21 protein-coding genes and 1 pseudogene are annotated in these 25457 nt (G+C 64.9%); 12 read left to right on the top strand and 10 right to left on the bottom strand.

Annotated elements, in window-relative coordinates; all coding sequences use genetic code 11:
- Positions 1-824: 824 nt before the first annotated feature.
- Entirely contained in the window at positions 825-4958 is a 4134-nt protein-coding gene (locus tag M9952_05100; GenBank protein ID MCO5312298.1) for an RICIN domain-containing protein, read from the bottom strand.
- 286 nt (positions 4959-5244) lie between these two features.
- On the opposite strand from M9952_05100, the gene M9952_05095 reads away from it, so the two are divergent.
- Positions 5245-6252 carry a S1 RNA-binding domain-containing protein gene (locus M9952_05095; protein MCO5312297.1) on the top strand — a complete coding sequence of 336 codons (1008 nt, stop codon included), beginning with the start codon at positions 5245-5247 and terminating at the stop codon, positions 6250-6252.
- A 24-nt stretch (positions 6253-6276) separates the two neighbouring features.
- On the opposite strand, the gene csrA is transcribed toward M9952_05095, so the two are convergent.
- From csrA to M9952_05050, 9 genes are all read right to left on the bottom strand, one after another.
- The gene (gene csrA, locus M9952_05090; GenBank protein MCO5312296.1) at positions 6277-6501 is read right to left on the bottom strand and encodes a carbon storage regulator CsrA; all 225 of its coding nucleotides are present in this window, start codon (positions 6499-6501) and stop codon (positions 6277-6279) included.
- Positions 6502-6927 (bottom strand): flagellar assembly protein FliW, encoded by a 426-nt coding sequence (locus M9952_05085; protein MCO5312295.1) that lies wholly within the window; start codon positions 6925-6927, stop codon positions 6502-6504.
- Between the two features lie 4 nt (positions 6928-6931).
- Entirely contained in the window at positions 6932-8386 is a 1455-nt protein-coding gene (locus tag M9952_05080; GenBank protein ID MCO5312294.1) for a hypothetical protein, read from the bottom strand.
- Positions 8379-10436: a flagellar biosynthesis protein FlhA gene (flhA, locus tag M9952_05075; GenBank protein ID MCO5312293.1), complete on the bottom strand. Its 2058-nt coding sequence runs from the start codon at positions 10434-10436 to the stop codon at positions 8379-8381. Before flhA ends, M9952_05080 begins: the two co-directional genes overlap by 8 nt.
- Before the next feature lie 165 nt (positions 10437-10601).
- Positions 10602-11783: a flagellar biosynthesis protein FlhB gene (flhB, locus tag M9952_05070; GenBank protein MCO5312292.1), complete on the bottom strand. Its 1182-nt coding sequence runs from the start codon at positions 11781-11783 to the stop codon at positions 10602-10604.
- A 1-nt stretch (position 11784) separates the two neighbouring features.
- Positions 11785-12552: a flagellar biosynthetic protein FliR gene (locus M9952_05065; GenBank protein MCO5312291.1), complete on the bottom strand. Its 768-nt coding sequence runs from the start codon at positions 12550-12552 to the stop codon at positions 11785-11787.
- Positions 12553-12635: 83 nt separating this feature from the next.
- Positions 12636-13535, bottom strand: coding sequence for a hypothetical protein (locus M9952_05060; protein ID MCO5312290.1), 900 nt, complete (start codon positions 13533-13535; stop codon positions 12636-12638).
- 11 nt (positions 13536-13546) lie between these two features.
- The gene (flgK, locus tag M9952_05055) at positions 13547-14968 is read right to left on the bottom strand and encodes a flagellar hook-associated protein FlgK (GenBank protein MCO5312289.1); all 1422 of its coding nucleotides are present in this window, start codon (positions 14966-14968) and stop codon (positions 13547-13549) included.
- 1 nt (position 14969) lies between these two features.
- Positions 14970-15500: a flagellar protein FlgN gene (locus tag M9952_05050; protein MCO5312288.1), complete on the bottom strand. Its 531-nt coding sequence runs from the start codon at positions 15498-15500 to the stop codon at positions 14970-14972.
- Between the two features lie 248 nt (positions 15501-15748).
- Here M9952_05050 and M9952_05045 point away from each other — a divergent pair, with 248 nt between their 5' ends.
- From M9952_05045 to M9952_04995, 11 genes and pseudogenes are all read left to right on the top strand, one after another.
- Positions 15749-16570, top strand: a complete 822-nt coding sequence (locus tag M9952_05045) for a flagellin (GenBank protein ID MCO5312287.1) — start codon at positions 15749-15751, stop codon at positions 16568-16570.
- A 75-nt stretch (positions 16571-16645) separates the two neighbouring features.
- Positions 16646-18550, top strand: a complete 1905-nt coding sequence (gene fliD / locus M9952_05040; GenBank protein MCO5312286.1) for a flagellar filament capping protein FliD — start codon at positions 16646-16648, stop codon at positions 18548-18550.
- Positions 18551-18576: 26 nt separating this feature from the next.
- Entirely contained in the window at positions 18577-19098 is a 522-nt protein-coding gene (gene fliS, locus M9952_05035) for a flagellar export chaperone FliS (protein MCO5312285.1), read from the top strand.
- Between the two features lie 23 nt (positions 19099-19121).
- Positions 19122-19436 carry a hypothetical protein gene (locus M9952_05030; protein MCO5312284.1) on the top strand — a complete coding sequence of 105 codons (315 nt, stop codon included), beginning with the start codon at positions 19122-19124 and terminating at the stop codon, positions 19434-19436.
- 269 nt (positions 19437-19705) lie between these two features.
- Complete coding sequence (locus M9952_05025) at positions 19706-20047, top strand: hypothetical protein (GenBank protein ID MCO5312283.1); 342 nt, start codon at positions 19706-19708, stop codon at positions 20045-20047.
- Positions 20048-20052: 5 nt separating this feature from the next.
- On the top strand, positions 20053-20475 hold the full coding sequence (gene flgC / locus M9952_05020; protein ID MCO5312282.1) for a flagellar basal body rod protein FlgC: 423 nt from the start codon (positions 20053-20055) through the stop codon (positions 20473-20475).
- Positions 20476-20477: 2 nt separating this feature from the next.
- Entirely contained in the window at positions 20478-20798 is a 321-nt protein-coding gene (gene fliE / locus M9952_05015; protein ID MCO5312281.1) for a flagellar hook-basal body complex protein FliE, read from the top strand.
- A 17-nt stretch (positions 20799-20815) separates the two neighbouring features.
- The gene (gene fliF, locus M9952_05010) at positions 20816-22492 is read left to right on the top strand and encodes a flagellar M-ring protein FliF (GenBank protein MCO5312280.1); all 1677 of its coding nucleotides are present in this window, start codon (positions 20816-20818) and stop codon (positions 22490-22492) included.
- The gene (gene fliG, locus M9952_05005; protein ID MCO5312279.1) at positions 22489-23517 is read left to right on the top strand and encodes a flagellar motor switch protein FliG; all 1029 of its coding nucleotides are present in this window, start codon (positions 22489-22491) and stop codon (positions 23515-23517) included. Before fliF ends, fliG begins: the two co-directional genes overlap by 4 nt.
- On the top strand, positions 23504-24136 hold the full coding sequence (locus M9952_05000; protein MCO5312278.1) for a FliH/SctL family protein: 633 nt from the start codon (positions 23504-23506) through the stop codon (positions 24134-24136). The genes fliG and M9952_05000 overlap by 14 nt, the downstream gene beginning before the upstream one ends.
- A pseudogene (locus M9952_04995) lies at positions 24133-25395 on the top strand (FliI/YscN family ATPase). Before M9952_05000 ends, M9952_04995 begins: the two are co-directional and overlap by 4 nt.
- Positions 25396-25457: the final 62 nt, after the last annotated feature.

Raw genomic sequence — 25457 nt, 5'->3', positions numbered from 1 at the left:
CTGGTTGGAGGTGAAGTCGTAGCCCTGAGCATCGCTCCCACCACCGGTGCTCGGGAATGCGACCGTCGCGTGTGTGGCCGGGTCGACGAACTGCCAAATCTGGTTCGTGTCCGTCGACGTACCACACGTGTTCTGCTTCGTCGCCGTCTGATACGCCATCGAGGACCCCGGAACCTCCACACACAAATTCGACGACTGATTCACCAACTGGTAGCCGCTACCGACCCCCACCGCCTTCCACAGCTGCGCGGCACCACTACTACACGTCTGCTGTTGCCCTGTCGCCACTTGGACTCACCCCCATTGCCATTGATATCGCCAAGGGGAACGTGGGATACGTGCCCTCTGACCAGGCCTCGGATTCAAGATATCTACCAGTGGCAGCAACGGCAGTTTGTGGAGGTTATCATTCTCACAAATCAGGCATGCAGTTACCCAAAGCGCCTCCGGTGGCGTGAGGGCGTCTATCTCCCAAATCTGATTGGATGCACCGATTTTAACCAATCGCCGAGCGCCCCGGACAAACACTACTGATGCGAACTGGGTAGATATTTCTGCGCCAAACTGGAGGAATCGGCTTTTCGGGCGAGGCCAGAAATCAATGATGCGTTTGCCGACCTCGTCACCATCGAGATTCCAATTGAAATCGACCGAACGCATTCCAAGATTTCGGTCGCTAGTGAAGAACGGTGATTTCATTTTAAGAGTGGACTTGTCCGAGCACAGATTGGACCTGTCGGAACTAATCCTAACGTCAAGTCCGGAACGCGGGTACCGAAGAATCGTATCATCACCAGATCGGACGACCGCTACATGGTCTTCGTTCACCTACTCTTACCTCGATATTTCAACATCCATGCCGATGCCGCACCACCAAGCCCAACAACAACTGCCTGCCAGTTTCTGGCGATTCCATTCCTAATAGCTCCGAGTCCGCATCCATTCCCCAGAACGGCCCTGCACGTACCGCCTGTTAGGGTGGACACCACGGATTCGCCCAAAGCGCGGCGTACCGTATAGTTCCTGGCAGGATCTCTTGCCAACCTATCCGAACTCAAGTGCGCGACTGTGCCAGCTGCAGCGACTCCCGCCAACGCCAGACCGCATACTACGAGCCCAGCACATGCTCCAACCGCAACTGCGGCAGCGACTCCCGTAGCAACGTTTATTATCTGATGGCGGTACTTCTTCACCATCTTCTTCGCCCACTTCGGTACACCGAAGGTGCCGGTGAGGTCGGTCATGTTGATGGGGTCGTTGACGTAGGTGTAGTCGTTGTCGACACCACCCTCAACAGGGTCCTTCTCGATAAATCGGCCCAAAGCAGGGATGTACTGGCGCGCACCCATCTCGATCACCGACACCAACCCGACACCGTGCTCCACAGGACGCTGAGCCTGACCATGCCAGCCGTAATCGAAGTTCCCGTCACTATTGTCCGCCAACACACCAGCCGCGACATTCCCGAACGCGTCGTACGCGACCGTCACACCGGTTCTGACACCCGCACTGGTCGCAGTCGCCGCGACATCACCGTGAATGTTCGGATACGACCACACATCACCGCTCGCACGGCTCGTGTAGATCACCCCACCGGGCAACACCATCGTGCGTTCAATCAACGTGTTCGATGACGACAACGTCATCTGACCGCTATCGCCACCCGCCACGTACCCATAACGCGTCGTCGTAGTCGCACCACCCGAAACCGCCTCGGTACGCACAACGATTCGATCCAACGGATCACGCCGATACGTCACCGTCGTCGAACCCTTCACCGTGCCAAGGTGACGATCCGTCGCGTCATAGCCATGGGTTTCGCCGGCGATCGTGGTCGCGTTGCCATGCGAGTCGTATCCGATCGTCCCAGTAAACCCGGGCTCAGTGGTCGACGTCAGCTTGTCCGCCCAGTCATAACACGACCCGAACGACAACGAACCAACCACATGGTTCACCCGGTTCCCGTTCCGGCCCGAGTTCGACGCCGGCACCGCACACGAACCCGACTGGTTGGAGGTGAAGTCGTAGCCCTGAGCATCGCTCCCACCACCGGTGCTCGGGAATGCGACCGTCGCGTGTGTGGCCGGGTCGACGAACTGCCAAATCTGGTTCGTGTCCGTCGACGTACCACACGTGTTCTGCTTCGTCGCCGTCTGATACGCCATCGAGGACCCCGGAACCTCCACACACAAATTCGACGACTGATTCACCAACTGGTAGCCGCTACCGACCCCCACCGCCTTCCACAGCTGCGCGGCACCACTACTACACGTCTGCTGTTGCACAAACGAACCTGCGGTGTTGTTCGGCACGCCGATGCACATCCCCGAATGCTTCGGTTTCATCGTGAACCAAGTGCCATCCGACGACACGAAGTCGAACACCTGGTTCAACGCGCCCGACGTAAAACAACCGTACTGGTCGACATACTCACCGTTGTTCGAACTGATATTACGAATGTCCAAACACTGACCGGAATGCTGCACCTTCACCCGCGTCCCCGACGGCGGAATCAGCCCCGGAGACGACCCACCACCGGTGCTCGGGAATGCGACCGTCGCGTGTGTGGCCGGGTCGACGAACTGCCAAATCTGGTTCGTGTCCGTCGACGTACCACACGTGTTCTGCTTCGTCGCCGTCTGATACGCCATCGACGACCCCGGAACCTCCACACACAGATTCGACGACTGATTCACCAACTGGTAGCCGCTACCGACCGCCACCGCCTTCCACTTCTGGGTGGTCGCTCCGCTGCATGTCTGCTGTTGGACAAACGAACCTGCGGTGTTGTTCGGGACCCCGATGCACATCCCTGAATGCTTCGGTTTCATCGTGAACCAGGTGCCGTCGAGATCGAGGAAATCGAACACCTGGTTCAACGCACCCGACGTATAGCAACCGTACTGGTCGACATACTCACCGTTGTTCGAACTGATATTGCGAATGTCCAAACACTGACCGGAATGCTGCACCTTCACCCGCGTCCCCGACGGCGGAATCAGCCCCGGAGACGACCCACCACCGCTTGGCGCCGACGGCCCGGCGATCGTGAGGCGGCCCGCCGCGTCATAGGTGAACGCGTCCGTGCCCGGCGTCGGATCGACACCATCGATCGTTTGGTCCACGATGCGCCCACCAGCGCTGCGAGTCACCGCCGATGAGGTCAACAGTGTCGACGACGGCCCAGTCCAGGTCATCGCATTGGGGCGACCTCGCGAATCGAAACCGAACGCCCCGCTGGTTCCGTTGCCGGCCTTGTTCGCCCCCGACGGGTACGACACCGAGGTCATCATCCCACTCGAACCGTTGTAGGTCGGCTGCGCGATGACGTTGCCTCCCAGTGTCTGGGTTGCCAGGCGCCCCGCAGCGTCATAGGTGTAGCCGACCGTCCCGTATCCGTTCGATGCCGTGACCGTTGTTGGCCGGTTCGCCTGGTCATAGGTCGTGGTGGTCACCACCCCGAGCGCGTCCTGATAGCGAACGACGCGACCCAACCAGTCGACCGTCGTCGTTACCGTCGGAGACGAGATACCCGAACCTGTCGAGTCGTCCGACACCGATACCGACGCCACACTTGAACTCAACGGCCCGGCACCGTCGGGATCGACCCGATAGCTGTAGGTCACAGTACGTGCCACCGCACCACCGTAGGCCGGATACGACACCGTGAGTGGACGACCGCGACCGTCATAGGTGTAGCAGGTCCACGGATCGGTCGTGCCGTTCGCGCTCCGCCGCGTCGCCGCGACCAGGCCATCGCCGAAATACACCGACTCGATCACCTCGCCGGTTTGAGAACCCGCACCGTCGGGGTCGACACCAACGCTCTTCCATTGAGCGCCACCTTGAGGAATCGCCTCCACCGGCACCGTGCACGGATTGTCCGCGGTGGCAGGGTTCGTGCCTTGGGAGTAATAGCTGTAGGTCGTCGGCGTCACCGAGGTCCCGACCAGGGCGGGGAGCTTTCGAGTGAGCTGACGGCGAAACGCCTTGTTCGCCGACGACGCGCCTTCGTAGGTGTATTCGGTGCGTAGGTTCAGCCCTGCCGGATCAACGATGTCGGCGGTCTTCATCCCGAGTTCGGGTACCCCATACTGCGACGCTGTGACCTTGCCGTCGGGGTCAATGGTCCTGGTCACCAGGTTGTAACGCGGGCTCAACTGAGAACTCGCCAACGCCGCAGTCGCGCCAGGTGTGCCCTGGCGAAGCGACAACGCGGCCGTACCCGCCTTGTCTTGGAAGTCCACTCGGATCCGGTGCGGCTGGGCGTCGACAACACCGATCCGGGCTGCGTCGAAGTGCGTCTTGACCTGCACGCCACTCAGAGCCCCCGGATAGATCGCGATCTCGTCCAACGCGCCGTTCAACGGGCGCCAACCACCAGGACTGTAGGGCCACCCCGTCTCCAACGACGTACCGAAATAGGTTGCGGTCATCTCCAACATGTTCGGCGCGCCGTGTTGCATTCCGATCGGCACGGCGTCGAGGAACACCGTGACCGACGTCGACGCCGAGGAGATCACGAGGTGATGCCACTGGTTGTCGGTCACCGTTGCCGGTGAGACGACCTGGGGCATCGGCCAGAACCCGGCATGCAACTTGTTGTCGGTTCCGACATAGGCCAACGGCACGAACTGCGAAGCATCGGGTTTCATCGCCATGATCAGGCCGCCCTGATTCGCGGTCTTGAACCACAACTCGATACTCGACGACCCAGACACCAACCCCGACGCCACATCGAACGCCGACGCGTTGAACTGCGTCGCCCCATTCGGGTCACCGGCAATCGCCCCCGAAACCGTCAGCGTCGACTGACCGACCCGGTTCTTACCCACCGAGGTTCCCGCAGTCGAGGCATCGGCCGCGTCCGCGGTCGTGCCGTCGCCCAAACGCCAATACGACGACGGATGATCCTCACGCACGACCTGCTCGTAGCCGCCCGCGCTCGACAACTCCAACGGAGCACCTGCAGTGACGTTGACAGCGCCTCGGTAGTGGGCGCCAACACGGGCACCCCAACCCGTTCGGCACCAATCCCACCCGCTTGAGCCAAGACGAAAGAAATTCCGCAGTCGGTACGTGCTCGCGTACCCGTAGAGAGAATCCGGCGCATTTTCGGTGGCTCTCAGGCAAACTGACTACGTGCCGACTTCGCCCTCCTCGTCGTGGTCAACACCGCAGCACCCGCCGGCGCCGCCGACCGCCGGTGTGCGAACCCCTGCACCGGGCTCAACAGTCGGCCGGGTGATCGAGGTGATCGTCACCGCCGTCCACGACGCGGAGATCGAGGTGAAGTTGGCCGATGGCCGCATCGGCGTCATCGCCCGCAGCGAGTATCGCGACCGACCCGTCCCCACGGCGGGTTCGACGATCGACGCCGCAGTCCTCGCCCGCGAAGATCCGCGAGAACGCGTCGCGCTGAGCAATTCGTGGGCGCGCAAGTTGCGCCACTGGGAACGCGTTGAGGCTGCCAAGGCGTCGGGCGAGCCGCTCACGGGCACTGTCGAACGCACCATCAAGGGCGGACTTCTCGTCGACCTCGGGCTTCGGGCGTTCCTTCCCAGCTCGATGATCGGCGAGCACGGCCCCCAGGATCCCGAGGCAATGGAGCCCGAAAAGCTCGTCGGGACCGAGGTCACGGTGATCGTCACTGAGCTCGACCGTGCACTCGACCGGGTCGTGGTCTCGCGACGCGACCACCTGCGCCGCCAACGACGCCAGGTCGAACGCGATGTGTTTTCGCGGGTGAAGGTCGGCGATGTCGTCACCGGACGCGTCACCCAGCTCCTCGACTACGGCGCATACATCGACATCGACGGCGTCCGCGCCCTTCTGCATCGCAGCGAAGTGTCATGGGGTCGCGTCTCAAAGGTGTCCCAGTACCTCAGCGTCGGCGATGAGATCGAGACCGAGGTCATCGAGGTGCAGAAATCGAAGCGCCGCATCGGGTTGTCGCTGCGACGACGCCAACCCGACCCGTATGCCTCGCTCGAGATCGGCTCGGTACACCACGCCACCGTCACCCGCTTCGTCGACTATGGGGTGTTCGCCCAACTCAACGACGGCGAGATTGTCGGCCTCGTGCACCTGTCCGAGCTGTCCGAACTCCCGGGGTACCGACCCGACGAGCTGGTCACCCCCGGCGAGGCCATCGTCGTCAAAGTGCTGTCGGTCGATCTCGACAAGCGCCGCATCGCACTGTCGGTTCGCCAGGCGACGGTCGCCACACCTCCGCCAGCGACACCGGGATAATCGCCGGATCGGGGGTCGTGCGAGTCAGACTCCTGGCCGGGGAAGACGGGCGACGTCGGCGGCGCGAGAGCCGGTCGCTGCCTTGTTGGCGCGGGCTAACTCGGCGTGGATCTCTTCGCGATGAACCGAGATCTCGCGCGGGGCATCAATCCCGATGCGTATGTGGTCGCCGCGGATCTCCAACACCGTGATCGTGATGTTGCCGTTGACGATGATCGATTCGTTCGTCCGACGTGACAGAACCAGCATCTAGAACTCGCCCAACAGTTCCTTGGTCGACCAGGTGGAGTCGGCGAGGACGACCTGGCGAGCCCGGCGCGTCCGGGTGTTGACCACAATAGGGCCGAGCAGGTTGGCAGTGGCTCGATCCTCGGCGATCGTCACGATCGCCAGCACCATCGCCTCGGACTCATCCAGGATCTCGATCTCCGCCACCTCCGCGTCGTCGATCTCGACCGCATAGTCGGCGAAGAAGCACGTCGGAGACGTCGTCAGGAATGCCAACGACGGCGTCCGGGTCGACTGCAACCAGCTGTAGATACCCTCCGGGTCGGCGGGCATCACCACGAACTCGCGTTCTTCCTCGAAGCCGAGTAGGCCATCGGGGAACACGACGGTTGCAGCATCGTCACACTCGACATCGCCGAACCGTTCTGACCGGACCAACACACTCATGACACTACTCATCCTCCGCACCACTCCAGGTGGTGCCTTGTCGTTGTGAACAGCGATGGGCCAGCAACACTGCCGCCCACATTTCGGGGGTTGCCCCGCGCCCGTCGATGGTCGCGACCGGCACACCAAGTGCCAGAGCATCGGCGGGTTCGGCAAGCGCCCCAACCCCACTCAGGTCGACCACGTCGACCCCTCCCACCGCGGCAACGCTGAAATGCTGATGGGAAAGATACCGACGAGCGTCGGCGACGAATCGAATCTGACGAGGATCGAGGGCTGCCAACGCCGAGCGCGTCCACTCGTGCCCGTCGCGGCCGGCCGCCAGTTCGATGGCGACGAGGGTCCGGTTCTGCGGGTTTCGTGCCGCGTCGGAGCGTGGCCGGACCACGCCGAGGACCGGCGAAGCCGACGCACCGCGAGCGACAACGTGCACATCGTGGGCCGCCACCCCCAGATGCCGCGCCAGGCTCTGCGCAGCGGTGATGATTTCCGCGAGGTCGCCGACGAGCGCTATGACCCCGGCCGCAGGCGGTGCGGGAACCGCTACGAGTGAGGTCTCGAGGGCTCCCAGCATGGCCGACAGGTCCACCTCGGGCCCGCCGGCACGGGACGAAACGACTGGGCGTGACGGTTCACTCGCCCGAAACGCTGCTTTGGCATGACGCACCGCTTCGGCGCGTACGACCTCGGCGCGGGGTTCGGCGATCGACTCGACTCCCGACCGGCGGGCCGGGCCGGCGACGAGCGTCGTCGAGGCGATCGGTCCGAGCGACTTCAGCGGTTGCACCAGTTCGGCGAGGATCGCTTCGGATTCGACGACGTCGACGACGAAGGGCAGCGAGGCCACCCCCGCCTCGACCACCGGTTCAACCACGGCGTCGACCAGCGGTTCCTGGTGGGTCGACGGCCAGCGAGGCGGCGGCGGCGCGAGTCGGATCAGGTGTGGGTCGGTTGGGGTGCCGGGCGCACCCGGATACGGCGGGGGGACGACGGTGGAGCCCGGCTGCCCTCGACGATCCGCAGCGCGAGGCTCTGGGTCCCGCGGCAACGGCGCCGCGAGCAACGCCCACAGCTCGTCGTCCTGCGGACCACCGACGCGCTGATCGGTCGCGAAGGCTCCCACGGTGAGGTCGATCGGCTCGGAGTCCTCCTCGACGAGATCGTCGCCGAACTCAGCCGATTCCCCGAGTTCGAGACCCAGCGCACCGTCGACGTCCTCGGGATCGATCTCCGCGTCGTCGGGCACGGCGACGACCACCTGGAACACCTCGCGGGCGAAGAAGCCACGAACGCCGCCGCGCCGCACGCGTTCGGCCGCGGTGATCGTGGCGGACGGCCCGTGTTCGGCCGTGACCCGGGCGAGCACCGCTTCGAGTGGGAACCCCTCGTACTGCAGATATCGGGTCGACACCTCGGGGTCGGCGACTCCTTCGATATCGAGGAGCGCTTGGTCATGCATTGCTGGCCTCCAGGGTCACCGAGCCGAGCGCGTCGATCGTGAGGTGATCGGCGAGTTCTTCATAGGACAACACCGGCATGTGAGGAATGGTCCGGGCGAGGAAGCTTCGCATGGCGGGCCGTAGACTCGGCGCACAGACGAGCACCGGTTCATGGCCGAGTTGTTCGGCACTGCGAAGCTGGCTCATGATCGCTTGGCCGACCCGCGACGCGGTGTCGGGGTCGAGGGCGAGGAACGACCCTGTCTCGTTGCGTTGCAGCGACCCCAGCAACCCCTGTTCGATGAGCGGGTCGAGGGTGATGACCGCGAGGTGACCGTTGCGGGCGTTCGACGCGCAGATCGCCGGGCCCAGCGATTGACGCACGGCCTCGACCAACAACTCGGTATCGCGGGTCAGACGCGAACGCTCGCTGATGACCTCGAGGATCCGCGACAGATCCCGGATCGGAACCTGTTCGGCGAGCAGACTCATGAGTACCTGCTGGGTCTCGGCGAGGCTCACCCCCGCGGCCATCAGGTCCTCGACCACGGCGCTGTCGGTCGAGCGGACCAGGTCGACGAGGGTCTTGACATCTTGGCGGCTCAACAGCTCGGGGGCGTGCTCGCGAGCCACCTCGGCCAGATGGGTCGTGATCACCGACGAACGGTCGATGACGGTGGCGCCCATCGCTTCGGCCATCGACCGCAGCTCTGGCCCCACCCACTTCGATGGAAGCCCGAAGACGGGTTCGAGCACTTCCATACCGGGGAACACGCTGAGGTCGTCGGCGATCACGAGAAGCTTGCCCGCAGGGGCGATCCCTCGCGCCACTTCCACCCCGTGAATCCGTATCACGTAGGTCCCGAGGTCGAGCTCGACGTTGTCACGCGTCCTCACCGGCGGAATGACGATGCCCAGTTCCTCGACGAGCTTTCGACGAAGCGCCTGCACCCGGTCCAACAGGTCGCCGTTCGACCCGGGATCGACGAGGTCGACCAGGTCGATCGACAGCTCCAGCCCGATCGGTTCAACGCGCAGTGCCCGGGTCAGTTCGGCCGGCGAGTTCGGATCGGCCTCCTCTTCGAGGTGGGCCGGAGCCTCGGCGGCCGCCCGGTCCGATGCATCGGCAGCGGCGGACATCCTGCGAGACAGAACAACCAGCAGCCCTCCGACGACGAAGAACGGCAGGGTCGGCAGCCCGGGCACCAAGCCCATGGCGATGAGGGAGACGCCACCGATCAGCAACGCCTGATGCTGACGGGCGAACTGCGCCATCACATCGCTACCGAGGTCGCCGCTGCTCGCTGCTCGGGTGATGATCAGACCCGAGGAAATCGACACCAACAGTGCAGGGATCTGCGACACAAGGCCGTCGCCGACGGTGAGCAACGAGTAGGTGCTCACCGCATCGCCGACGTCCATGCCCTTTTGGAGAACACCTACCAGCAGTCCGCCGATGAGGTTGACCGCGGTGATGATCACCGCGGCGATGGCGTCGCCCTTGACGAACTTCGACGCACCGTCCATCGCGCCGTAGAAGTCGGACTCTCCGGCGACATCCTCGCGCCGTCGCCGCGCCTCGTCGTCGTCGATGACCCCGGCGTTGAGGTCGGCGTCGATCGCCATCTGCTTGCCGGGCATCGCGTCGAGGGTGAACCGGGCGGCGACCTCGGCAACGCGGGTGGCACCGTTGGTGATGACGACGAACTGGATGATCACCAGGATGAAGAACACGACGAGGCCGACGACGAGTGAGCCACCGACGACGAAGTTGCCGAATGCTTCGATGACCTCGCCTGCATCCCCGTGCGAGAGGATCAGCCGTGAGGTGCTGACGTTCAGGCCGAGGCGGAACAGGGTGGCGATGAGCAGCAGCGATGGGAACGCCGAGAAGTCGAGCGCCCGCTTGACGTTCAACGACGCCAACAACATCAACATGGCGAGGCCCAGGTTGAAGGCCAACAACACGTCGAGCAGATGCGTCGGAATCGGCAGCACCATGAGCGCCACGACGGCGATGACGGCGAACGGGAAGGCTGCTGCGCCGAGGCCGAGCTTGTTTTCCTTCACGAATGCTCCCGTGCGTGCCAAACGAATCGGACGCATCTGCGTCCGCGCAACGGCCTCCGTGCCGGGTCATCGCCTTCGTCATGAAGGTCCTTTCCCTTCGGCAACTCGCCGGGATTCTTGAGGCGGTCGCGATGATTTCCTGGGCCACCCGACCCAGGGACCCGCTCACGTCGCATGTTTGGCCGCCTGTCGCTCCAACATCTTGCGACGCGTCGGCGAGACGCGCTCGGGCGTCACGCCGTCTGCGCTCCAGGAGTCCGGCACGTGAAGGTCGAAGGTCGATACGTAGGTCCTCTGCGCATCGGAAAGGCGCTGGATGAACGCCAACACCGTCGCAACGGCCTGATACAACTCCGGCGGGATCTCCTCTCCCACACGACACAGCGCGTAGAGCGTTCGGGCCAAGGGCCGCGACTCGACCTGAGGAATGTTGTGGGTCGCCGCCTCCGCTTTGATCTTCATCGCCAACGCGTCGACCCCTCGTGCCACGACGCGAGGGACGCCGTAGGACGCCTTGTATTCGATGGCGATCGCCACGTGGGTCGGGTTGGTGATGACGACGTTCGCATCTTTGATGGCGGCCAACATTCGGTTGCGCGACGCCTGCATGCGCAGCTGGCGCTGTCGACCCTTCACGTGCGGATCGCCTTCGGAATCCCGGCTCTCCTGTTTGATCTCCTGTTTCGTCATCCGCATGTCGCGGTACTGCTTCCAACGTTGGAACGCGTAGTCGAACGCTGCGAGCAGGAGCGCGGCGATGGCGATCGTGCGAACCAGGGAGATCGACATCGAGGCAGCCTCGGCGAGCAGCGAGGAGATCGACCGGGGAGATGCTGCGACCAACTCCGCAATCGACGAACGCAGCGTCGTGTAGGCAACCGCGACGATCACCGTGAGCTTCAGCAGCGCGGTGATCGTTCCCCAGACGCTTTGCACGGAGAACATTCGTTTGAACCCTTTGAGCGGATTCAGACGATCGAATTTCGGCCTCAACGGTTTACCGGTGAGCAAGAGGCCGACCTGGGCCATGTTGCCGACGACGGCGATGACCATCATGATCACCACCGTCGGCATGATGGCGCCCAGCGTCGAGGTCATGACCTCGCCCACCGAACTCACAAGCACCCCTTCATCAGGGCGGCGGGCCACCTGCAACATCATCGCCAGCGCATCTCGTGCCGCGTTGGAACCGTTGCGGACCAGCATGGGCATGACCATCGTGGCAACCAGCACCGAAGCCCAGGTGACAAAGTCCTCCGAGCGGATGACCTGTCCGTCCTTGCGGGCCTCCTTCTTGCGCTTCTGTGTCGGGGCCTCGGTCTTTGAATGCTTGTCACCTCCCGCCACGTCAGCCTCCGCCCACGATCGCGCTCATCGAGCCCAGCGACTTCTGGAGGAGTTGCCCGGTGAAGTAGGCCACCAGCGGCAGCGCGGCCCCCAACAGCATGAACGTCACCAGCGTCTTCACCCCGAAGCCGATGGCCATGATGTTGAGTTTCGGTGCGGCCCGCGATGCGAGACCCAGGAGGATCTCGGTGAGGAACAACGCGATCAGAATCGGTGCGGCGATCTGCATCGCGGCGAGGAGGAAGGTCTGAAGGTCCGAGGTGACCACGGCCCCGATCCGCTCGAAGCTCAATCCGTCCACCGGCGACAGATCGAAGGTGCGCGCTAGTCCCTCGAACAAGATGAGGTGGCCGTTGGTCGCGAACAGCATCGCGGTGCCGAGGATCTGGTAGAGCCGACTGACCGGGCCGGCGGCCGCGGCCTGCATCGGGTCGAACAGCTGGGCGGAGCTCAGGGTCGAGAAGGTATCGATCATCGATCCCGCCGCGGAGACGGCGCTGAACAACATGAACACGACGAACGCCAGCACCAGGCCGATCACGGCGTTGTGCAGCGTCCCGGCCAGGATCGAACCGAGATCGGTCTCGAGTGGCTCTGGGCCGTTGAGGAGCCGTGGCGCCATCACCAGCCCGAGCGACATCGCGAGCCCCGACCGGACCATGACCGGGGCGTTGCCGCGCAACGGCGGTGCGAGAAACAACCACGCGCTGCAGCGGATCATGGCGTACATGAACGCGAGGAAGAACTGAGGGTCGAGGCTCAACCGCACGGCGGCCTCGCCGACGATGCGCAGTCGACCGTCTCGGACATCACCTCACTATCGGCGGCGCCGCCGCAGAGATGAGCAGTCGCCTAGCGAATGAAGTCGAGCAGGCTCTGTTGCATCGTCTGAGCGGAGACCTTCAACGCCGACTCATAAGCGCTTTGGCGTGTGCGCCAGTTCATGATCGCCTCGGCGGCATCGACGTCCTCGTTCTTGGAGATCGCAGCCGTGGTCGAAACCTTCGATCCGGCGATGTTCGCCTGAATGGATTCGAGTTGCGCGTGGCGTGTTCCGAGCTCCACCTGAGCGGTCGCGAGGCGTTCGAGCGCGTGGTCGATCGTGCCGAGCCCGGAGGCCGCCACCGCCACGTTGCCCGCCTCGATCTCATCGGCCATCCACCGAAGCTGTTGGAAGATGTTGCCCGCCGAGGGGTCGCCGGCGTCGTAGACCCCAAACACCTCCGGACCCGTGCGGTCGACCCGGATGGCGATCGAATCGAACACCGGAATCGTGACCGGCGTCGCGTTGCCGAGATATGAGCCATCGAGGGCGTACGCGGTCGCGACATCCGCAGTTCCCGAGAAGATCTGGCGGCCGGCCTTGGTCGCATTCGCCGTTCCGATCATCGTCTCCGCCGTCGCACGGAGTTCGTCGGCGATGGCCTTTCGAGCGACGGCGTCCGGCGCACCACCGACCTGCACGAGTCGGCTGCGAGCCGAGATCAGGCTGGTCGCACTGTCGGCGAGGGCCGAATCGTTGGCGAGCAGCCAGGCGTCGGCTTCGGTTGCGTTGCGCTCGTATTGCTCGAGGCGCTTCAACAGGGTTCGATTGATCACCGACGACACCCCGTCGGTCGGGTTGTCCGACACCCGGTTAACACGTTTGCCGGTCACGACCTGTTCCTGGGCGCGGTCGAGGCGGACGAACGACCGCTGGATGTTCGCCAACGTCGACCGTGATCCGCCGTAGGTTGCGACTCTGGTCATCATGAGATGGGCTCCTAACGTCCGACGATGCCGGTGCGGTTGATCAAAACGTCGAGCAGTTCGTCGATGGCGGTCAGCATCCGCGCGGATGCCTCATAGGCGCGCTGGGACATCATGAGGTTGGTCATCTCCTCATCGACGTTGACCCCGGCCACCGACGTACGTTGGGTTTCGGTCTGTTGTGCGAACTGGTCCTGGGTCTCCGCCCGGGAAGCGGCGGCCTGCCCCTCGATCCCGAGTCGACCGAGCATCGATTCATACGACGCGTTGGCGCCGGTAGCGGAGGTCATGAGCGCCGCGAGCGCGTACCCGTTCGACCCGTCGAGGGCACCGCCTCCCGATGCCGCCAACGCGATGTTCTGCGGCTGCCCGGCGACGTCGGAGCTCAACATGATCCGCTTGGAGACCGGCCCCGGGCCGCTGACGTCGAAGAAGTTCCGGCCGGAGACGGCGTCTTGGCCCTCGCCGAGTTGGTGTTGTGCGTTGACCGTGGAGATCAGTGTCTGAGCGACGGTGTCGAGTTCATTCATGTAGCGCGGAATGACGTCGTTCAATGCTGCAACGATGCCGCCGGTCGTGCCGCCGAGCGACGCTGCCGCATAACCGTCACGGGCCCACTGCACCTGGGTCATCTGCGGGTCGAGGTTGTTGAGCGGGGGGTTGAGCGGACCGATCTCGCGTACGGCGAGGTGTTCGCGTAACTCTCCGGACACGAGAGTGCTACCTCCGAGTACCACGGTCGTCTGGTTGTACTCGCCCGGACGTGTCGTCGCTCCGGTCAACGCGGCAAGTCGATCGATCAATACGTCGCGCTGGTCCATCATGTCCGCCGCGTTCATGCCCGAGATCGTGGACTGTCGAATCTGGCTGTTGAGGTCTGCCACCTGATCGCTGAGCGAGTTCACCTCGGCGATCACATCGCCCAGCTCCCTCGAATAGTTGTCGTGAGCGACCTGGAGGCTCTCCGCAGCGTTTCGGATCCCGGTCGCCAACGACTCCCCCTGGGCCAACACGCTCGTGCGTTGAGGGGTGGCCCCCGGCTGGTTCGCCGCATCTGAGAACGCGTTCCAGAAGTTGGCGAGCTTGGTGTTCAACCCGTTGTCACCTGGTTCGGGCATCGCTGCTTCGAGCGTGCCGAGCACCTCGGTCAGCTTGTTGGCCTCCGACGATCCGGCCGCGCTCGAACGGGCGCGAGCGTCGAGGAAGGCGTCGCGCACCCGGTGAACCGTCGCGATGTTCACCCCGAGGTTCGACCAGGAGAATCCCGTGTTGTGCCTCGACGCGGTCCGCAGACCGACCGACGGCTCGAGCACGACCTGTCGCCGCGAAAACCCTTCGGTGTTGACGTTGGCGACGTTGTGGCCGATGACCTCGATGGAGCGCTTGTGCGCATTGAGCCCGCTGACCGCCGTGTTGAGTCCGCCGAATGTCGACATCTCAAACCTCCCGATCGATCAACGCCGGACGGCTGAGGCCACCACCGCTGTTTCGGGTTCCGTTGGGGCCGTAACCGGACAACGACGGGGTGCCGGTGATCTCATCGATCACCCCTCGGGTCTCCGCAGCCCCCTGCGCTGCGATCTCGCGATTGGCCGCAGCGTTGCGTTCGGTCGCCGCCACGAGCGCCAGCAATGCGTTCTGGTGCTCGGCGAGTCGACTGGACCACGGTTCGGCAACGGAATCTTTGAGCATCGACAGTGTCGCATCTGGTGCGAGACCGATTCGACCGGCACATTCGCGTACGACGAGGTCGCGGTTGCGCTCCAATCGGCGGATCTCGTCCATCGCCGTCTCCACGTCGCCGAGTGCACGCTGGAGGTGGTCGGGTCGGCCGCCCATGAGCACGAGCCGTTGCACCTCGAGGCGGTAGTCGAGCAGCTCGATGAGTTCGCGCTGTCTCCACAACACGCGCGACAGCTCGTCGAGCGATGCGGCAATGTCGGTCGTCGTGTTGTCGGCAACAGTCATGGTGTCGTTATCGGCCAGCTCGGTCAGAACCTGAGCGATCGGCGACCTCTGCAATCGGGCGAGGGCCGTCGGACCCACGACCGTCGCCTCAGCCGGGTCGGGCGACTCAACCGTTCGATTTCTCGGATGAGTGCTTCAGAACCGGCGGCCGCCGGCCGATACATCACCTGCCGACTCGACCCGAGCCGACAACGGCCACGAGGAGCGTGGCCGCTCCACCACACCCAATCACGGAGGATTGGACAACCATGCGTATCAACAACAACGTCGCCGCCTTCAACGCCTGGCGCAACCTGTCCAGCACGAACACCTCGATGGGCAAGAGCCTCGAAAAGCTCTCCTCGGGTTTCCGCATCAACCGCGCGGCGGACGACGCCGCAGGCCTGGTCATCTCCCAGAACCTGCGAGCCCAGATCTCCGGACTCAAGCAGGCCACCCGCAACGCCCAAGACGGCATCTCGGTCGCACAGACCGCTGAAGGTGCGCTCACCGAGGTCCACTCCATGCTGAACCGCATGCGCGACCTCGCCGTCGGCGCCGCCAACACCGGCACCATGGACACCGCAGCGATCGCCGCCAACCAGGCCGAGTTCGCCGAGTTGCGGACCCAGATCAACGACATCGCCACCAAGACCAAGTTCGGTTCCCAGGCGCTGCTCGACGGCACCTTCACCGGTCGGGTCTTCCAGGTCGGCGCCAACAATGGCGACACCATCACGGTCGGAGTCGCCAACATGGGCACCGGGGCCGGGGCGCTGGCGATTTCCACCCTCGACCTCACCGCCGCTGGCGGACCGGCGGCGGCGATCACCGCACTCGATACGGCCATCACCACCGTGTCGACCGAACGCGGCAAGCTCGGCGCCACCCAGAACCGCTTCGAATCGGTCATCAACAACCTGCAGGTCACCACCGAGAACCTCGTGTCCTCGGAGTCACGCATCCGCGACGTCGACATGGCCTCCGAAATGACCAACTTCACCAAGAACCAGGTCCTCATGCAGGCCGGAACCTCCATGCTCGGCCAGGCCAACAGCCTCAGCCAGTCGGTGCTCAGCCTCCTGCAGTAACCCCACCAGCACTACGGGATGCGAGACATGGTGCCTCGCATCCCGTAGGCGCTCACCCACGAAAGGTGGCCCGCCATGGCGATTGACGGTCTGGCCAGCGGTCTCGACACCGCCAAAATCATCACCAGCCTGATGGCGATCGAGCGGATCCCGGTCAACCAGATGGAGGCGCGCCAGGCCAAGGCGCAGTCGGCGATCGACGCCTACAACTCCATCCTGACCAAAATGACCGCGGTGACGACCGCCGCGAACAACCTCGACCGCACCAACGACTGGTCGTTGAGCGCCACCACCTCGTCGAACATCGCCCTCGCCACCGCCCAGGTCTCCAGCGGAGCGACGACCGCGGCAGGGTCGCTCACCTTCACCGTCTCCCAACTCGCCGCCGCCCACACCCTCACCAGCGCCCAGGTGGCCGATCGAACCACGTCGATGACCACCGGAGGTTCGAGCACCATCTCGCTCACCGTCGCAGGCACCACGACCAGCCTTTCGGTGGGTTCCGGATCGATCGACGAGATCGCCTCGGCGGTCAACAACGCTGGGCTCGGGGTGCGTGCCACCGTGGTCAACACCGGATCCGGATTCCGCCTCCAGATGTCCTCCGCCTCCTCCGGGGCGGCATCCACCTTCGATCTCGCAGGGCTCGACGCCGCCTACGGTGCAGCCGTCACGTCCCAAGGCAGAGACGCCCAGCTCACGATCGGCGAAGGCGCCAACGCCTATAGCGTGACCTCGAGCACCAACACCTTCTCCGAGCTCGTCTCGGGCATCACGATCACCGCGAAGGCGGTGTCGAACGAAGCGGTCACCATCTCGGTCGAGCGCGATGGCAAGGCGCTGGCCGAGCGGGTCAAGGCGCTCGCCACTTCGGTCAACGACGCCCTGGCCGAGATCAAGAAGCAGACGGCGTTCAACGCCGCCACCTCCCGCGGATCCACGCTGTCGGGCGATGCCGCTGCGCGCCAGGCCACCCAGGCGCTCACGCGAGCGTTGACCGACGCCGTCGCTCAATCTCCGCTGGGCTCGGCGGGGGCCGCCGGAATCTCCGTCGACCGCAACGGCGCCGTCCAGTTCGACGAGGCCAAGTTTCTCTCCGCCTACAACGCCGACCCGACCGCGGTCGAGCGCCTGTTCGTCCAGGGTTCCTCGGCCACCAGCGGCGGATCTGCATCCAGCGCCGTGTCGCTCACGTCCGCCGGAGCGCTCCTCGCAGCGGGCAGCCACCAGGTGGTCGTCACCCAGGCCGCCACCCAGGCGAGCCAGCTGGGCATGGTGGGACAGGTTCCGATCACCAACCCGGCGACCATCCGGGTCAAACTGAACGGGGTCGAAATCGTCATGGCGGTCGGCTACGGCGCCGGCAACGACATCGATCTGACAAACGGACCCGCCGATGCGGCCACGCTGGCGGGTTCGCTGAACACGAAGCTCCAAGTGGGCGGTTTCGCACTCCAGGCGACTGCCAGCGGCGGCGGCATCGAGATCCGTTCGAACGCCTACGGAAGCGGCACGTCATTCGATGTCAGCTGGGATGACATCGCCGGCAGCCCCTCCTACACCTCGGCATCGGGAACCGACGTCATCGGAACCATCAACGGCCAAAGCGCCACCGGCGTCGGCCAGACGTTGTCGCTGGCCACCACGAATGGGCAACTCAGCGGTCTGTCGGTACGCACCACTCAAGCGGGCACATTCGACCTCACCTACGAGCCGGGTATCGCCCAACGCCTGCTCGGCGCGGTGAACAACGCCGTCGACAAGGAGTTCGGCTACCTCGCCAAGGCGAAGAATTCCCGTGAAACTCAGATCACCAACTTCCAGAAGTCGATCGACCAATACCAGATCCGGCTCGACGCCCGCGAGCTTCGCCTCAAGGCGCAGTTCGCGGCGCTCGAGACGTTGCTCAGCTCGATGAACGCAACCGGCTCGATGGTCTCGTCGATGACCGCTGGGCTCAATTCGAACAATTCCAAGTAGCCCTGCACGCCCTAGGACTCGACCGAATGCCTCTCGCCCCCGTCCAGCACCCGACCGCTCCCGCACTGCCCACCGCTGGCCACACATCGCAAACGCTGTTGCCGCTCGAGCGTGCTGCTGCGCCACTTCCGACTCCGCCAAGCAGCACGACGAAGGTGGCTGCGGCGCGGGCCCGCTACGCGCGCGATGGCCAGGCGACGATGTCCAAACCGCAACTGCTGGTGGCGTTGTATCAACGGCTGTGTCGGGACCTCGTCGCGGCCGAAGCGGGCATCGCGGATCGAGACTTCGAGGCGACGAGCCGGAATCTCCAGCACGCCCAGGACATCGTGTTGGCCCTCGACGAGGCGCTCGATCGCGACGCCTGGGCTGCGGCCGAACAACTCGGCGCACTCTATGAGTACCTGTACCGCCGACTCCTCGACGCCAACATGACCAAAGACGCTGCAACGGTTCGCGAGTGCCGATCGCACATCGAACCGCTCTGCGACGCCTGGGAGCAGGCCGCGAACTCGGTGATGGCCGGCGGCCCTGCCGCGCAGCGATGACGGTGAAGTGCGAGGTGGGACCCGTGACCGTGCCGACGAACGATCCGACTGAAGCGGCGGCATCGTGGCGGCGCGAGCTCTCGGCGATCCTCTCCGACATCGATGCCGGAGACTACGAGTCGGTCTCGCCGCAGCGTCTTCCGGTGGAGCTCGGCCCCATCCCCGAGGAGCTCACCGAACTCGCGAACCTGGTCGTCGAACGCATCGGGCACGTCACCACCTTGTGCCGTTCACGACTCTGCGAGATCGACTCCGAACTGCGCGGGACCACGTCTCGCGGACCGCGGCGCTGGGCCCACTCCAGCCCGGAACCCAGCCGACTCGACACCTCGGCCTAGAAGTACGCTGGCCAACCTCATCTCGCCGACCGCTGGGCCGCGAGACCCACCACCGATGGTCGATCATGGGTCGACCGTCGGGTTTTTCTACAGATCCGCGCTGATCTCCTCAGATTGCGCTTCGGGGTGCCGATAGAAGTCGGAGCAACGGAGCGCTCACGTCACTCGCCAGGGACCGGCGACGGACCACTTGTTGGAGATCTGATGATTCCGCGTTCCCTGCGCACCGACTGCGCTGCATCAACGCGATCCCGATCGAGGATCGTGTGATGATCAGCGACCTCACCCTCGAAACCCTCGGATCGGGGCTGCGTGGCCTGAACCTGCGCAAGTCCCAACACGAGGACGCCATCGCGAACGTCGAGACTCCCGGCTACCGCGCCCGACGCGTCGATTTCGAGTCGCAGCTCACCCGGGCGGTCGACGCCGGCACTCCGCAGACGGCGCGGGCCACGACCACCTTCACCAACGACGCTCCGCTGCCCAACGGCAACAACGTGCAACTCGAACGCGAGATCACCTCGCTCACCGAGACGGCGTTGAGCCAGCAGCTTCTGATCTCCGCTGCGAACGCCAAGTACGGCCTGTTGCGCACCGTGATTACGGGGTGATGGCGATGGGCGCAATGTTTTCCGCACTCGGGGTCGCGGCCTCGGGGATGAGCACCTACAAGGTGTGGCTCGACGCCATCGCCGACAACGTCGCCAACGTGTCGACCGTGCGTGGAATGGACGAGAACGCGTACGAGTCGAAGTACGTCGTCGCACAATCGCGACCTGGCTCCGGCCACGGTGTGCGCGGCCAGATCGGTCGGGGGACCTCGGTGAGTCGCATCGTCGAGAACGACCCGGAGGGGATCCTCGCGTATCAGCCCGATCATCCACTCGCCAACGAAGAGGGTCTCGTGCGTTTGCCGAACGTCGACCTCGGCGAACAGATGACCAACATGATCATCGCCCAACGCGCGTACCAGGTGAACACCTCGGTGTTCGAGCGGGCTCGCGATTCGTACCTTCGAGCACTCGAGATCGGTAAGTAGCCGTGGCGATCATCAGCCCCGTCTCCGCCGGACTGTCCAGTGCCACGGTCGCCCCGGTCGCGACCCCGACCGACTCGAACCTGTCGACCCGCTCCAGCGGGGCCGAGGGGTTCGACACCGCGATCTCCGGCGCGCTGAACAGCCTCAACGATCAGCACCTCTACGCCGACCAGCTCGCCCGCGACGCTGCGACCGGCAATCTGCAGAGCATCGAGGACTACATGATGGCTGCGACCGAAGCGCAGCTCAGCACCCAGTTGACCGTCGCCGTGCGCAACAAGGCGCTCGAGGCGTTCAACGAGATCATGAGAATGCAGGTCTGAGGTAGATGGTCGACACGATGAATCCCAACGCCGAAAGCTCCGCAGGGCTTGCCGGTTGGAACGCCAAGGCCACCGACTCGCTGGCCGCGTTCTCCCCGGGACAGCGCGCCATGATGGGCGCCGCGGCGGCGCTGGTGGTGATCGGCGTCCTGGCGATGAGCGTCTTCGGCAACAAGACCGAGTTCGCGCCGCTCATGACCAACCTGGTCGCCGAGGACGCCCAGGCCATCACCGCACAACTCGACTCGCTCGGCGTTCCGTACGAACTCGCCGGCGGAGGCTCGACCATCATGGTGCCAAAGGATCGTGTGTATCAGACGCGGATCGACGTCGCCTCGGTCGACCTCCCGGGTTCCGGCAAGGTCGGATACGGGATCCTCGACAACACCGACCTGACCAGCTCCGAGTTCAGTCAACACGTCAACTACCAACGGGCGATGGAAGGCGAACTCGCCACCACGATCGAGTCGATCGACGGCGTCGTCGCCGCAACCGTCCATCTCGCGCTCCCGAAGAACAGCACGTTCGCACTCGACCACCAGGCCGCGACCGGTTCGGTCATGGTCAAGACCGAAGGTAATTCCTCGTTGTCTGGCAGCCAGGTCCAAGCGGTCGTGAACCTCGTTTCGGGCGCGATTGAGAACCTCGATCCGAGCGACGTCACCGTCACCGACGCCGAGGGGCGCGTGCTCGCCTCCCCCAACGGGCCGGTGGGCACCGGGGGTGGCGGGGTCGACAACCAGGAAACGACCGCGGCGTACGAAACCTCGCTTGCCGGATCGATCGAGTCGATGCTGGCCAAGATCGTCGGCGAGGGCCATGCCAGCGTCACCGTCGCCGCCGACCTGGACTTCGACTCATCGAAGTCGGTGTCGGAGTCCTACGCACCACCGTCGACGATCGTGCCTGGCCAGGCGCTGGCGATCAACGAATCGACGAGGAGCGAGAACTACTCGGGCTCCGGGGCTGGCGACAATGCCGCCGGAGTCCTCGGGACCGAGGGTTCGGCCGAAGGGACCAACTCCCCGACCGACGGCTCCGGAGGGTACCAACTCGACGAACGGCAGGTGAACAACGCCGTCGACAAGGTCGTCGAGGAGACCTCCAAGGCCCCCGGGGCGATCAATCGCCTGTCGGTCGCCGTCGTCCTCGACGAGGATGCGATCGGCCCCGACCAGATCACCGAAGTTCAGACGCTGGTTTCCGCCGCGGCCGGCTTGGATCCGGACCGTGGCGACACCGTTGCGATCTCGCGGCTCAAGCTCGACCAGACCGCAACGGAATCGATGCGCGAGGAACTGGCATTTCGCGAGAACGGCGACGAACCGACCGCCACCCCGATCTGGATGTACGCCGTCGCCGGGGTTGCTGCTGTGGCCGTAATCGGCTTCGTGCTGCGCCGCCGCAAGCGCAAGAACCTGACGCTCGAACCGATCGAGATGATGACCCGCGAGCTCCCCACCAGCGAGCGGGACCTCGTCGAGGGATATGGGGGCAGCGACCGCGAGGACGGCCCCGGCGAGTTGGTCGCCGTAAGCGCCGCGCTCGACGCCGCCTCCAGCGAGGCGACCTCGCGGTCGATCGATCCGACCGGCCGACGCGAGGCGCTCGGTGACCTCATCGACAACCAACCCGACGAAGTCGCCGACCTGTTGCGGTCGTGGCTTGGCGATCGACGCGAGACCCCGCGATGACCGCAACGATGCCGTCCGTCGACGGCTTTGATGGAATCGACGGACTCAGCGGCGTGCAGAAGGTCGCCGTGTTCATCATGAGCCTCGACCGGCAACGAGCTGCCCGCGTGTTGCGCGAGCTGTCGACCGAAGACGTCGCGGCGGTCGCCCGAGAACTTGAGCGGGTCGGCTATGTGACCGCTCCGACGATCGACGGGGTGATCGATGACTTCGCTCGCACCGCGGAACGCCAACGCGGCGACGTCAGGGTCACCCACCAGGATGTCCGCGAGCTCATCGAGTTGTCGCTCGGTCCGATCGCCGCTGCGGAACTGTTCGGACGGGTCGAACACGGCCGGTTCGGGTTTCTCGCACCGTTCGAGATCGAGACCCTCGTGTCGATGCTCGCCGACGAACATCCTCAGACGGTCGCCGTCGTGCTGGCCCACCTGCGCCCTGAACGCGCCGCCCGGGTCCTCGCCGGGTTCGATGAGGAAGCCCAGCGCGACCTCGGCATCCGCGTCGCGACGATGGAACGAACCAATCCTGCCGCCATCGACGCCATCGAACACCGGCTCCACGACCGCGCTCAGACGCTGCTTGCCGAGCTCGCAGAAGAACGGGTCGGCGGCGCCGAGGGCTTGATCGCGTTGTTGACCCGCTCCGACAAGGCCACCGAGCGGGTCGTGCTCGCGGAGCTCGAACAGATCGATCCCGAATTGGCCGACGAGGTCCGGGCCAAGCTGTTCACGTTCGAAGACATCGTCACCCTCGACGATCGGGCGGTCCAGCAGATCCTGCGCCAGGTCGACACCCGCGGTCTCGCCGTCGCACTCAAGGGAGCCGATGAGACCACCAAGACCAAGGTCTTGAAGAACATGAGCTCTCGTGCTGCCGAGAACCTGATGGAGGAGATCGACCTGCTCCGAGGCGTTCGCGCCGCCGAGGTAGCGCTCGCCCGCACCGAGGTCGTCAAGGTCATCCGCACCCTTGAAGACAGCGGCGACATCGTGATCAACCGAGGACTCGATGATGTTGTTGACTGATCCGTTCCCGACCATCGAGGACCTGTCGTTGCCCGGCGGGACCATCGCCATGAGCACGCAAAGCGTCGTCGACCGTGAGGCTCTCGACACGGCCATGGAGGCGGAATTCGAACGCCAGCGCCTCGAGGGGTACCGCCGCGGACTCGACGAGGGTCGTGTCGCGGCCATGACTGCGGCCACCCCCCAGATCTCCTACGCGCTCACGGCGCTCACCGAAGCGGTCGAGGACCTGCATCACCGCGACGTTGCCGGCGTTGAAGCGTTCGGAGCCCACGTGGTCGACCTGGCCATGGCCATTGCCGAGGCGGTGATCGGTCGCGCGTTGGACACCGCCGCGGATCCCGGGCGCGATGCGCTCGTTCGCACCTTGGCCCTCGCACCCGACCGTGGCGACGTCGCCGCCCACCTCAACCCCGACGACCTGGCCACCATCGACGCCGCCGATCCGGTCTTCGACGCTCGCCCGATCGCACTCATCGCAGACAGCGCCGTCGAACGCGGTGGATGTGTGTTGAGTGTCGGTTCCACCACGATCGACGGGCAGCTCGGCCCAGCGCTCGATCGCGTCCGGCGCGAGTTGGCCCGTGGCCGGGGCGGCCGCGACGAGGTCCGGCCATGAGTTCAGTTCTGACCGACCCCGCAATCCGCAAGGCGTTGAACGCCGCCAGGCCGACCGTCACCGGCCGGGTCGTCCGCGTGGTCGGGCTCACCTTCGAGATCGAAGGGCTTCCCGCCGCGATCGGCGACATGGTCCGGCTCGGCGACCACCCGGGAGTGCTCGGAGAGATCGTCGCGCTCGGCGAACACGGCCCGATCGGCATGCCCCTCGGCGAGCTTCGCGGAATGCAGATCGGCACCCCGGCACGCATCGACGCCGCCGCGCCCGGAGTGCCGGTCGGGTTCGAATTGCTCGGCCGGGTCCTCGACGGAATGGGCGTGCCCCTCGACGACGGCCCCTCGCTCGATGCCCTCGCCCACGTCGACGTGGACGCCGAGCCGCCGCATCCGTTGCGACGTGCCCTCGTGCGCCAACCGCAGCACCTCGGAGTTCGTGCACTCGACACCCTCGTGCCGTGCGGCCGCGGCCAGCGAATCGGAATCATGGCCGGCTCCGGTGTCGGCAAGTCATCGCTGCTGTCGATGATCATCCGAGGCACCGAAGCCGACGTCTCCGTGTTGGCGCTGATCGGCGAACGCGGCCGCGAGGTGCGCGAATTCATCGAACACGATCTCGGCCCGGAGGGACTGCAGCGCGCCGTCGTCGTCGTCGCCACCTCGGATCAACCCGCCTTGGTCCGCAAGCGTGCGGCATTCGTCGCCACCCGAATCGCGGAGTGGTTCCGCGACCAGGGCAAGAACGTCAACCTGATGATGGACAGCCTCACCCGATTCGCCATGGCCCAGCGTGAAATCGGACTTGCCGCAGGCGAGGTTCCGGCCACGCGCGGCTATCCACCTTCGATGTTCGGCCTGCTCCCGAAGCTGCTCGAACGCGCCGGCGCGGCCGAGCACGGCAGCATCACCGGCCTGTACACCGTGCTCGTCGAGGGTGACGACATGAACGATCCGGTCGGAGATACTGCGCGCTCGATCCTCGATGGGCACGTCACGTTGTCGCGGTCACTGGCATCGCAGGGCCACTTCCCCACCATCGAGGTGCTCGACTCGGTCTCTCGCGTCGCCGGCGCCGTCACCGACGACCACCAACAATCCCTGATGCGCGAGTTGAGAGCCTTGCTCGCCGCCTACCGGGAGGCGCGCGACCTCATCGAGATCGGGGCCTACAAGCCGGGAGCCAACCCGACCGTCGATCGCGCCGTGGCGCTGCACGACCAGATCAACGCATTTCTGCGTCAATCGATGAACGAGACCGACGCGCCCGGCGTCGCATGGCAACGTCTCCGCGACCTGTTGGCGACGCCGAACGTCGCCGACCACAC

This window comes from Microthrixaceae bacterium (assembly GCA_023957975.1).
Lineage (GTDB): Bacteria > Actinomycetota > Acidimicrobiia > Acidimicrobiales > Microtrichaceae > JAMLGM01.
Note: the sequence above shows the minus strand (reverse complement) of the source record. Positions and strands in the feature narration are given on the sequence as shown.